Raw genomic sequence first — 12187 nt, 5'->3', positions numbered from 1 at the left:
ATAATGTTTAATATTCAGCAAGAAATAGTAAATATCGTGCTAGAACAAGACTTTGTTGTTTTGCCTGGCATTGGTGCTTTTTTGACTGAATATTCTAAACCTTATTTCGATAAAAATGGTGAAATTGTTCTTCCCGAAAAGAAAATAGAATTCAATCACCTCATTGACCGAGATTTAGACAATAAGCTCCTTAGTTTAATCTCTTTGAAAGTTAACCTTCCCAAAGAGCTTCTAAAAACTGACTACAACGAATTCTTGAATAAGTTTAGGTCTAGTATTGTTTTACAGCAAAAATATGAAATCGAAAACTTAGGTCTGTTTTTCAAAAATGAAAATCACGAACTCGTATTTTACCCAGAAAAAAGTAACCAAAGCCAGAAGGTAGTTTCTAATAAGCCAGAAGAGGTTTTTGTTAAAGCTCTAAAACCGATTTCTGCAAAGCCTATAGAGGTTTTAGAAAATGACAATGAAGAGCCTGAAATAGCCTCAAATCCCAAAAGAACCAAAAGCTACTTTAAAATTTTACTATATTTAGTTCCTGTTTTTCTAATAACCACCACTTTGGCTTATACAATATTTATAAAACCACTTAAGAATAAGTCGGAGAAAAAGAATATGGTTGAAGAAATTGATTCTTTAGCAGATTTACAGAATGAAGTACTCAATGGTTCCAATTTACAAGTAGAAGACGTTGAAAAGCGAAACTCTGACACTAAGAATGAGCGTAAAGACACTATCAAAAATCAAAGTTCAAGAGACAGTTCGAGTAACAGTCATATTGTTGGAATCGGTATTTTTAAGGTGAAAGAAAATGTAGATAAGCTAGCCGCCTATTTGGCTGAAAACGGAATCCCGGCTAGGGTAAGAAAATCTGGAGATAGATATAAACTGTTTGTTACGGCCAACTCTGAGGAACAAGCCAACGATTTTGTTCAAAAAATAGAACAATTAACGGGAGAAAAAGCCGTTTATGAAAATAATTAAATCGATTTGATTGTGGAAACATTACAAGATATTGACAAAGATAAATACCAAGCCAAAGCTGCTGGTATTAGTGTGGTACTTTATTCGTTTATTTTACTTTCACTTTATTTAATCAAAATAGCCTACGAGCCGGTTGCTGAACCTATTGCTATGGGAGTTGATCTCAACTATGGTGTGGATTTGGTTGGCTCTGGAGACATTCAAACAACCAACAAGGCAAATCCTTCTAAAAATAATTATGATGTTAAACCTGAGGAGAATAAGGTAGTCAGTAAGTCAAAACCTATCAAAGCTGTCGAACCCAAACCTGTTACGCCGCCCGTAAAAGCAGTTTCTGCACCTTCGAAAATCCTAACGGCAGAAGAAGATTCAAAAGTAACGGTGAAGAAACCTTCCGAAACTGCGAAGCCAAGTGCTAAACCATCATTGGATAATTCGACAAAAACTACTACAAAACCTGTGGCAAATCCTACGCCACCTCAACCACAAAGAACTGTTGACAATGGTTCACTATTCAAGAAACCAACCACAGGAACAAGTGGCTCAAACGGAACTACGGGCACAAAATCAGGCGTTGGTGGTAATAACAATGGAGACGGAAAACCTGGAGAAGTAGGTGATAAAGGTGATCCTAGGGGCACTTTAGATGGTAAAAGTTTATACGGTAACCCAGGAAAAGGTGGCGGAAGTAGCGGAGCTTCAGTGAGTATTTCTGGATGGAAAAACAAAGGTCCTCTGAATATTCCAAAAGACAATTCTAGTGAAACAGGTAGAATCCGATTTAAAGTAGTAATTGACGAAACTGGTGAAGTGATTGCAATTTCTGTATTGGAAAGTTCTTTAAGCCCCTCTATTACAAACTATTACAAAGATCAGATAAAAAGAAAACTTAAAGCAAACCTCATTCCTGAGGGCAATCCAAACGGAAACTCTAATGGTACTATTACCATCAATATTACGAGAGGGGCATAACATACCATGACGTATTCTGAAACTATAGATTATTTATATTCGCAACTGCCGGTATTTCAAAAAATTGGAAAAAAAGCTTTAAAGCCTAAACTCACCAATATAATAAGCCTACTAGAAGCTTTAGGAAATCCACAAAACGATTTCAAAAGTATCCACATAGCTGGGACAAATGGAAAGGGTAGCAGTTCTCATTTTTTGGCCTCTATATTAATAGAAAGCGGATACAAGGTTGGATTGTACACTTCACCACACCTTAAAGACTACAGAGAGAGATTCAGAATAAACGGCAAAATGGCCGACGAAAGCTTCATAGTTGATTTCGTTGAGAATCACTCAGAATTAATTCAAAAAATTAATCCTTCATTTTTTGAACTCTCAGTAGCAATAGCATTCAAACTTTTTAGTATTGAAAAAGTAGATATAGCAGTCGTTGAGGTTGGGCTAGGAGGGCGATACGACTCTACTAACATAATTAGTAATGTTTTACTCTCTCTAATTACTAATATAGGATATGACCACATGGATATTTTAGGAGATACTTTGTCTAAAATAGCATTTGAAAAAGCTGGTATTATAAAGCAACAAATACCGGTGGTTATTTCAGAATACCACTCAGAAACCTTTTCGGTATTCCAGAATGAGGCACTTTCAAAGAATGCTCCGCTATACTTAGCAGAAGAAAAGCTTCAAATAACGTCCGAAAAAAGTACTTTACTTTCATTGGAATTAGAGATTTTGGATACCGAAAATCAAGAAAAGTACAAAGTTACCTCGGGCTTAGTAGGAGAGTACCAAAAGCAGAACATTCTGGGAGTAATACAAGCAATTAAATTACTAACTAAATTAGGATTAGGTATTTCTTTTGCTAATATTTCTGCTGGATTAGAAAATGTCGTAATAAATACACAATTGAAAGGCAGATGGCAGATTTTAGATGAAAATCCTTTGACAATCTGTGATACAGGGCACAATGATCATGCTTTGAAGATTACGATTGGAAAGTTAATGGCTTTCAGAAAAACTAAAATTCATTTTATTTTGGGATTTGTAAAAGACAAGGATCTTGAAAAAGTTTTGAGCTTATTTCCAAAAGATGCAGAATATCATTTTACGACATTTGATTCTTTTAGAGCCTTAAAACCTTTAGAATTGCAATCTGAAGCTTCAAAATATGGGTTGATGTCAAATATTTATTCTGATGTCAATGAAGCTTTAGAACACGTAAAAACAATCGCTGAGCCAAAAGATATTATATTTGTGGGCGGAAGTACCTATTTAGTAGCAGAATTAAATAATTTATAGATTTGTCAAGGAAGAAACAACATCGATTTGAGCATAATATCATTGCAGATAATGTAATAGAAAGAGGTAAAGAACTTTATACTTCCATAAAAGGTAAATGGAATGAAGTTTTTTTTAAAAATTCGAATCCCATTACCGTTGAATTGGCCTGTGGAAAAGGAGAATATACCGTGGGTTTAAGCAAACAATTTCCAGATGTCAATTTTATTGGAGTTGATATAAAAGGAGATAGAATAGCCAGAGGAAGTAAAAAGGCAATGGATTTGAATTTGTCCAATGTGGCTTTTCTTAGAACCGGCATTCAATACTTAGACGAGTTTTTTGAACCTGAAGAGATAGATGAAATCTGGCTAGTTCACCCAGATCCGCAGCCAAGAGACAAGGAAGAAAAAAGAAGGCTTACTAATCAAAAGTTTTTAGATATATATAAAATCTACTTAAAAAACGAAGGAATTTTCCATTTAAAGACCGATAGCGAGTTTCTTTTTGATTATTCTTTAGAAGTCATCAAGGCAGATCCAGAATTTGAACTGCTGGATTATACTGACGATTTATACAACTCCGATTTGAGAGAAGGTCACTTTGATATTGTCACACATTACGAAAAATTATTTAACGAAAAAGGAGCTACAATCCATTATCTAAAAGCAAAACTCATAAAAAAAGCCTCGTAAAGAGGCTTTTTTTATGAACTATATTTTTCTTCGAAAAAGTGATTATTTAATCAATCCTGCAAAGTATTTAACTGTACGAACCAACTGTGAAACGTAAGACATTTCGTTGTCATACCAGCTAACAACTCTTACCAATTGTGTATCACCAACAGCTGAAACTTTAGTTTGAGTAGCATCAAACAATGAACCATAGCTGATTCCGATGATGTCGCTACTTACTATTTCATCTTCAGTGTATCCAAAACTTTCGTTGGCAGCAGCTTTCATAGCAGCATTAATTTCGGCAACTGTAGTATTTTTTCCTACTATGGCAGTCAATTCTGTCAATGAACCTGTAAGTGTAGGAACTCTCTGAGCAGATCCGTCCAATTTACCTTTCAAGCTAGGTAATACCAAACCGATTGCTTTTGCCGCCCCAGTACTGTTAGGTACTATGTTATGTGCAGCAGCTCTACCTCTTCTCAAATCTCCTTTGGCGTGAGGAGAATCTTGTGTATTTTGGTCGTTGGTGTAGGCGTGAACCGTAGTCATCAAACCATTTATAATACCATATTCTTTCTCTAAAACTTGTGCCATAGGTGCCAAGCAGTTAGTTGTACAAGATGCACCACTAATTATGGTCTCCGAACCGTCCAAAACATCATGGTTTACATTGAAAACAATCGTTTTCAAGTCGCCTGTTGCTGGAGCAGAAATCACAACTTTCTTAGCACCAGCCTTTAAGTGTGCCGAAGCAGACTCTACGCTTGTAAAGAAACCTGTACATTCTAATACTACATCTACATCATGCTCACCCCAAGGAATCAACGAAGGATCTCTTTGTGCATAAATATTAATTGTCTCACCGTTTACGATAATTGCACTGTCAGTTGCTTCAACTTTCTCGTCGAAACGACCTTGGGCTGTATCGTATTTTAGTAAATGAGCCAATGTTTTAGGGCTAGTTAAATCGTTAATGGCTACCACATCGATGCCTTCCATGTTGTATATCTGACGATAAACTAGTTTACCAATGCGACCAAAACCATTAATTGCTACTTTGACGTTCTTCATTCGTTATAATTTTTTTGTAAAAAAAAGATATGCAAAATTATAAATAATATATACCAATAACAATTTAAGACCTAATATTTTAAAGAAAGACTTCAATGTAGTACAAAATTTTACAATTAAAATCTAGATAAGTACAATTACTAAGCAGGGGAGATATTGCTAATAAAAATAGTGTCAAAATTACTTAAATACTAATGATATTTACTAATGCTCTTTTTTTATATTTGTATTCTAATAGTCTAAAACAGAATAAAATTTGGCTTAGTAATCTATAATTTCTAAAATGCAGCATTTTGCTATTTTTCAAGGCATTAACGAAACTAAATCAGTGTTTTATGTCATTTTTGGCTGAGTATTAATCAATAATTAATTTCTATAATTTTTACAAATGAAAGAATTGGAAAAGATCATTTTGGCGGCTTGGGAAAATCGCGAGCAATTAAAGGATGCTGCTGTAGTAAATGCAATAAACGAAGTAGTAAAATTAGTAAATGATGGGGAACTAAGAGTTGCTAATAAAAATAGTGAAGACAAGTGGGTTACTAACGAATGGGTTAAGAAGGCAATTATTTTGTATTTTCCTTTGAGACAGATGGAAGTTCAAGAAGTTGGTATTTTTGAATTTCACGATAAAATGCAATTAAAAAATAATTACAAAGCATTGGGTGTGCGTGTAGTTCCGCCAGCCGTTGCACGTTATGGATCATATATAGCACCTGGAGTAATCTTGATGCCGAGCTATGTGAACATCGGTGCTTATGTGGATAGCGGCACTATGGTGGATACTTGGGCTACTGTAGGCAGCTGTGCTCAAATTGGCAAAGATGTGCATTTAAGTGGCGGTGTGGGTATAGGAGGTGTATTAGAACCTGCTCAAGCCTCGCCTGTAATTATTGAAGATGGTGCATTTATCGGTTCTAGGTGTATTGTGGTTGAAGGAGCTCATATATCTAAAAGAGCTGTGCTTGGTGCGGGTGTAACCATTACAGGCAGTTCAAAAATAATAGATGTAACTGGTCCAGAGCCAGTTCAATACATTGGATTTGTTCCTGAAAACTCTGTTGTTATACCAGGAACCATCACTAAATCGTTCCCTGCGGGCGATTACGGCGTACCTTGTGCTTTAATTATCGGCAAAAGAAAGGAAAGTACAGACCTTAAAACTTCGCTTAATGAGGCTTTGAGAGAAAATAATGTTACTGTATAAGCTATAAGAACTCTATTTTAGGCACAAAAAAAGGGCATCATTGGATTGATAGCCCTTTTTTGTTAATCATTGAGTAGATTATGTAGCACGTTTTTATGAGTGAAAGCATATAAGTCTATACAAATGTAAATTCTTTCTTAATTAGAATCCAAACTTTTTCCTAAATATTTTTTTGGCTCCCTTTTATTCAAAAACCTTACTCTTAGAATATTTATATCTAACTAATAATAAATAAGTTATAAATTACAAATGTTAATTGTTGATTATTTGCAAATGTAAACTTAATGATTTACATTTGTAAAAATGGTTTAGAATTGTAATATATTTTTTAGTTTACTTTTGTAAATATGAGCTTAAGAGATAAAATAGAGGCATTAATAATTGGCCTAGGATTGACCTCAACAAGGTTTGCTGATTACATCGGCGTGAATCGGCCAATCATAAGTCACATACTTTCTGGCAGAAATAAGGCTAGTTTGGAGATAATCCAGAAGATTGTCTCTAAGTTTCCTGAATTGGGCTTTAATTGGATTTCTGATGACGAAGATTTAGACATGGATATTGTGGCTCAAATTGTTAAAAATAAAGACTTTAACGCACTTTTTAGTGGTTTTTATTCTTCACGAGAATCGAATGAAAATAAATCCCCTGACAATGACGCAGAAATATTGAATTCTCAAGCCTTTAAAAATGGCAATAAAAGTATTCAAAAAATAGTCGTGTTTTATTCTGACAATACTTTCAGCACTTTCGATCCATCCTAATTTTTTTCACAATGCTAAAAATTAACCTTACGGACTTGAAGTCCATTAATTGAGAATTGCCACGAAATAAAAAAAATCATTCGAAAAAGTATTTGTGCATTCGTCGCAAAAAATTTTAGAAGCTAAAGCGATATGCTTTAAAGTGTATAGTCTTAACTATTTTCTTGTGCAATAAAATTCCTTTTACTTTTTTCTGATTGTCAAATCTGACTGAAGAAGCTGTCTCAAATTATTTCACTATTTTCATATTTTCTTGAAATCGGTATATGAGACTATGAAATGTGTATTTATATTTGTTGTATAATTTATATTATGTTAAATAGATATTCTAAAAATAAAGCCACCCTTCTAGAGTGGCTTTATTTTTACTTTTTACACTGCTCCAATATTCTTTCTAGATTTTTTAAATTCTCCGAAACTGCCTCATCATCTGATTTCAGAGATTTACATTTGTCAAAATATGGCTTTGAGGTATTGAATTGCTCACAAGCTTTTGTTTCTATCGCTTTACCTTCGGCTTGAAAAGTTTTCATATCCATAGCATCTACGGCTCTTTTGGTTTCTACAGCTTCGTTGAAATACAAAACCGCTAAATTGAAGTTTGCATCATAATTATTTGGATCAATTTCCAAAGTTCTCTTATAATATGAAAGAGCTTTTTCTTTCAGTTCTTTAAACTTAGCCTCAAGAGCTGGAAGTTTTGCCGCGTCAGAATTACCCGACATACTTGCTTTTTTGCTTTCAATTTCGCCATTAATTTTGGCTATACCCTCCTCAATTGCTACTTTTTGACTAGTTACTTCCGCAATTCTTTTCTTGGTAGCAGCAGCAGTTTTTGGCTCTTTCTTCATTTTAGCTGTAAGGGTTACAATTTCCCCTTCGTAAATAGAAAGTTTGTCTTTCTCTGACAAAAGTTTCTTTTCTAAGTCGTCTGTACTTCCTTTTGAAAGTTTGTCTTTTATCTTTTGTATATCATTATTTATCTCTTGAGATTTACTATCATACAATAAAGCCAAGTTGGACATATTCATACTATTCTTTCCTCCATCGGCGGCAACCATTTTCTCCAAATCATTAATGGCTCCTTCGATGTTATTGGAAGATATGTAAGTGTTGATAATTTCATTTTTCAAATCTTTATCATTTGGATGTATCTCCGCTCCTTTCTTCAGTATTTCTACCGCCTCAGGAAACTTCTTCTCTATTTTATAGATTTGAGCCAAGCTATAAAATACAGCAGGATCTTTTCCTCCATTGGCAAAATAGGTCTTGAAGCTTTGAATTGCTGCTGCGTTGTTGCCCAATGATTGATCAACAATACCAGCATACAAAGCTGAAGTAGAATCTTTGTCATTAATTTTTGAACTTTGTCCAAAGAATTTGCCTGCCATTACCATGTTTTTAGAATTGTAATATGCAGCACCTTGTTGCAAGAATCCATCACCAAGTCTTTTTGACTTTAAAATTTCTTCAATCTCTTTAGCTTTTTTGCCACCTGCAGCTTTCTCTACTTCTAAAGCTTTCAGGTAAGTATCATAGGCTTTTTGAGTTGCTGAAGAGTCAGTGCCACAGCTCAATCCAAGGTCTAGATAAGCATCACCCAGCTTTACCCAAGTAGCACTTTTCCCACTCTGCTTCGGGTTTTGCGTATTCTTTATACCCTTATCTATGGCATCTGTATACCCTTTACACATAAGTTCTTTCATAGGATCTGCCTGAGCAGAAGCATTGAGGGAAGCAAACCCTACAATTGAGGCTAAAATAAGTTTTTTCATTTTTTGATATCGAGTTTTGTTTATCATTAGACTTATAAATACAACTAAGTTTATTTTATTCTTTAATTTAACAATTCATTAATTTTCAGTCTCCTCTGAAGATTCTTCTTCGGATGATTCGTCGGCATTGTTTTCAGGAGCAACAGTGTCTGTAATAATTGTTTCTGTGCCCTCTTCTACCACAGTCGCCTCACCTTCTACAATCTCTTCTTCATCTTCTTCTCTTACAATTCTGGTTACAGAGGCAATACCGTCTTTATCACTTAGTTTGATAAGTTTTACACCTTGCGTATTTCTGCCCATAATCCGGAGATCTGAAACGTGAATTCTAATTGCAATTCCTCTATTGGTAATTATCATCAAGTCATCTTCATCTGTCACCTCTTTGATGGCTACCAAGTTACCCACTTTATCTGTGATATTAAGAGTTTTAACACCCTTTGCTCCTCTTGAGGTGATTCGGTAATCTTCTATATCTGAACGTTTTCCAAAACCATTCTCTGAAACGACTAGAAGCTGGGCATCTTCTCTACCTACACATATCATACCTATGGCATAATCATTTTCAGCAAGAGAAATACCTCTTACGCCTGTGGCACCTCGTCCCATTGGTCTGATACCTGCTTCATGGAAACGAACTGCCTTACCTTGGCTTGCGGCTATTATGATGTAATCACTTCCGTTTGTCAAAGCAACGTCTATCAATGTGTCACCGTCGTTGATGTTGATAGCTATGATACCATTTTGACGTGGACGTGAGTACAATTCCAGCAATGTTTTCTTGACAGTGCCTTTTTGGGTACACATCACGATATAGTTGTTTTTGATATAATCCTCGTCAGTCAATGTTTTAACATTTAAAACTGCCTTGATTTTATCGTCCGACTCAATGTTTATGAGGTTCTGAATAGCTCTTCCTTTCGAAGTTTTGTTTCCTTCAGGAGTTTCAAATACCCTCAGCCAGAACAACTTACCTTTTTCTGTGAAAAATAGTAAATAATTGTGGTTTGTGGCCATAAACAAATGCTCAGTATAATCTTCGTCTTTGGTTTTTACACCTCTAGAACCGGTACCACCCCTACCTTGTGTTTTATATTCAGCGAGATTGGTTCTTTTGATATATCCTTGACTCGAAACTGTCACCAACATTTCATCGTCAGGAATCATATCTTCGATATTAAACTCCCCTCCTACCATTTCAATCTTTGATCTACGAGGATCGCCAAACTTGGCCTTAAGGTCTTGAAGGTCAGTCTTAATGATTTCTTTTTTCTTCTCTTCAGAAGCCAAGATTGAGTTCAATTCGTCTATTAATTCTTTGATTTGCTTGTACTCTTCAGTGATTTTGTCACGCTCAAGTCCTGTCAATCTTTGCAATCTCATGTCGAGAATTGCTCTGGCTTGAATTTCAGACAAACTGAAGTTTGACATCAATCCTGCTCTTGCTTCGTCTGGGTCTTTTGAACCTCTGATTAAGGCAATTACCTGGTCTAAATGATCCAGTGCAATCAATAAACCTTCTAAAATGTGGGCTCTTTTCTCTGCCTCTTTAAGTTCAAACTGCGTTTTACGCGTTATCACTTCCATTCGGTGTTCCACATAGTATTTTATTAAATCTTTGAGATTTAATGTAACAGGCCTGCCTTTAACCAAGGCCACGTTGTTAATACTAAATGAAGACTGAAGCTGGGTATATTTGTAGAGGTTGTTGAGCACTACATTTGGTACAGCGTCACGCTTGAGGTCATAAACTATTCTTAAACCCTCTCTATCCGACTCATCTCTAAGGTCTGAGATCCCTTCTATTTTTTTCTCGTTGATAAGTTGAGCAGTTTTCTCTATCATATTGGCCTTATTGACCATATATGGGATTTCTGTCACAACGATTTGCTCTTTTCCTGTTTTGGAAACTTCAAAGTTAGCAACAGACCTGATAACGATTCTTCCTCTTCCTGTTTCGAAGGCTGATTTTACACCACTATAACCATAGATAATACCGCCAGTTGGGAAATCAGGGGCTTTGATATGGTGCATCAATTCTTCAATCTCAATTTCTGGATTCTCTATGTAGGCCGTTATACCATCGACCACTTCGTTGAGGCAATGTGGAGCCATGTTTGTGGCCATACCTACAGCAATACCTGATGTACCGTTGAGCAACAAATTTGGAATTCTAGCTGGAAGTACCGATGGTTCAGTAAGTGAATCATCAAAGTTGGGTTGGAAATCAACCGTTTCTTTGTTGATATCGGCCAGCATTTCTTCTGCTATTCTACGCAAACGTGCTTCTGTGTAACGCATGGCTGCTGGTGAGTCACCATCCACAGAACCGAAGTTTCCTTGGCCATCGACCAATGGATACCTCAAAGACCACGGCTGGGCCATTCTTACCATGGTATCATAAACGGACGAGTCGCCATGCGGGTGATATTTACCCAAAACTTCTCCTACAATACGGGCTGATTTTTTATAAGGTCTATTGTGAAAAACGCCTAACTCTGACATTCCGTAAAGGACTCTTCTGTGCACGGGCTTGAAACCATCTCTTACGTCTGGCAATGCACGGGAAACAATTACTGACATTGAATAATCAATGTATGCTCCCCTCATTTCATCCTCTATATTGATTGGGATAATTGTACCGTGGATTCCGGCACCTGACTCTTGATTTTCGCTTTCTTCTGCCATAAATTGGGGTGAAGGATTCTAAAAATATTTAGTAATTAAGATTCTTTTAATTTCTTTCAAAAATACAAATTTCTCTCAAAATATGCAATCATTTTGTCAATAAATCGGGCCTCCTTTGGGTGGTTCTTTCGATAGATTTTTCGAGTCGCCAATCGTTGATTAACTTCTCGTTACCTGACATCAAAATCTCAGGTACTTTCGTGCCTTCAAAGTCTGCTGGGCGGGTATAAACGGGTGGTGCGAGTAAATCATCTTGAAATGAATCTGTTAGTGCGGATGTTTCGTCGTTTATAACTCCAGGAATCAACCTAACAATAGCATCCGTAAGCACTGCTGCAGCAATTTCTCCACCAGAAAGTACATAATCACCAATGGAGATTTCTTGAGTTACAAAAAGCTCTCTAACTCTTTCATCTATTCCCTTATAATGCCCACAAATCATCAATAAATTCTTTGATAAAGATAGCTTATTGACTGACTTTTGATTTAGCGTTTTTCCGTCGGGAGTTAGATAAATTACTTGATCGTATGTTGTTTTTTCTTGAAGTTGTCTTATGAGTTTTGCAAGTGGTTCTATCATTAAAACCATCCCAGCTCCGCCTCCATACTGATAATCATCTATTTGTCGATAATTGCCATTACCAAATGGCCTGAGGTCGTGTGTGTTTATTTCTACAAAATTGTTCTGGATTGCGTTTTTTACTATTGATTGAGAAAAAAAGCCATCAATTAAACCTGGCTGACAAGATATAATATCGATTTTCATAA

The 12187-nt window shown here is 35.8% G+C and carries 10 protein-coding genes; 6 read left to right on the top strand and 4 right to left on the bottom strand.

What is annotated here, in order from left to right; translation table 11 throughout:
• Positions 1-3 precede the first annotated feature (3 nt).
• Genes EGI26_RS17485 through trmB form a run of 4 tightly spaced genes read left to right on the top strand, consistent with a single transcriptional unit; the run spans position 4 to position 3932 of the window.
• The gene (locus EGI26_RS17485) at positions 4-984 is read left to right on the top strand and encodes an SPOR domain-containing protein (RefSeq protein WP_255080361.1); all 981 of its coding nucleotides are present in this window, start codon (positions 4-6) and stop codon (positions 982-984) included.
• 12 nt (positions 985-996) lie between these two features.
• Positions 997-1956 (top strand): hypothetical protein, encoded by a 960-nt coding sequence (locus tag EGI26_RS17480; RefSeq protein ID WP_255080360.1) that lies wholly within the window; start codon positions 997-999, stop codon positions 1954-1956.
• 6 nt (positions 1957-1962) lie between these two features.
• A complete protein-coding gene (locus EGI26_RS17475) occupies positions 1963-3258 on the top strand; it encodes a folylpolyglutamate synthase/dihydrofolate synthase family protein (protein ID WP_255080359.1) in 1296 nt (431 codons plus the stop codon).
• Positions 3259-3260: 2 nt separating this feature from the next.
• On the top strand, positions 3261-3932 hold the full coding sequence (trmB, locus tag EGI26_RS17470; protein WP_255080358.1) for a tRNA (guanosine(46)-N7)-methyltransferase TrmB: 672 nt from the start codon (positions 3261-3263) through the stop codon (positions 3930-3932).
• Positions 3933-3974: 42 nt separating this feature from the next.
• Here trmB and gap read toward each other — a convergent pair whose 3' ends face one another.
• The gene (gene gap / locus EGI26_RS17465) at positions 3975-4985 is read right to left on the bottom strand and encodes a type I glyceraldehyde-3-phosphate dehydrogenase (protein WP_255080357.1); all 1011 of its coding nucleotides are present in this window, start codon (positions 4983-4985) and stop codon (positions 3975-3977) included.
• A 388-nt stretch (positions 4986-5373) separates the two neighbouring features.
• Here gap and EGI26_RS17460 point away from each other — a divergent pair, with 388 nt between their 5' ends.
• Positions 5374-6192 (top strand): 2,3,4,5-tetrahydropyridine-2,6-dicarboxylate N-succinyltransferase, encoded by an 819-nt coding sequence (locus EGI26_RS17460; protein ID WP_255080356.1) that lies wholly within the window; start codon positions 5374-5376, stop codon positions 6190-6192.
• 347 nt (positions 6193-6539) lie between these two features.
• Positions 6540-6956: a helix-turn-helix transcriptional regulator gene (locus EGI26_RS17455; RefSeq protein WP_255080355.1), complete on the top strand. Its 417-nt coding sequence runs from the start codon at positions 6540-6542 to the stop codon at positions 6954-6956.
• Positions 6957-7321: 365 nt separating this feature from the next.
• Here EGI26_RS17455 and EGI26_RS17450 read toward each other — a convergent pair whose 3' ends face one another.
• The 3 genes from EGI26_RS17450 to trmD all read right to left on the bottom strand — a co-directional run bounded on the left by EGI26_RS17450 (position 7322) and on the right by trmD (position 12185).
• Positions 7322-8731, bottom strand: coding sequence for a tetratricopeptide repeat protein (locus tag EGI26_RS17450; RefSeq protein ID WP_255080354.1), 1410 nt, complete (start codon positions 8729-8731; stop codon positions 7322-7324).
• A 78-nt stretch (positions 8732-8809) separates the two neighbouring features.
• A complete protein-coding gene (gene gyrA / locus EGI26_RS17445; protein WP_255080353.1) occupies positions 8810-11419 on the bottom strand; it encodes a DNA gyrase subunit A in 2610 nt (869 codons plus the stop codon).
• Positions 11420-11507: 88 nt separating this feature from the next.
• Entirely contained in the window at positions 11508-12185 is a 678-nt protein-coding gene (gene trmD, locus EGI26_RS17440; RefSeq protein WP_255080352.1) for a tRNA (guanosine(37)-N1)-methyltransferase TrmD, read from the bottom strand.
• Positions 12186-12187 lie beyond the last annotated feature (2 nt).

It is taken from the genome of Lacihabitans sp. CCS-44, assembly GCF_024343735.1.
Lineage (GTDB): Bacteria > Bacteroidota > Bacteroidia > Cytophagales > Spirosomataceae > Leadbetterella.
The sequence above is the reverse complement of the archived record's forward strand: the minus strand, read 5'-3'. Positions and strand labels throughout refer to the sequence as shown.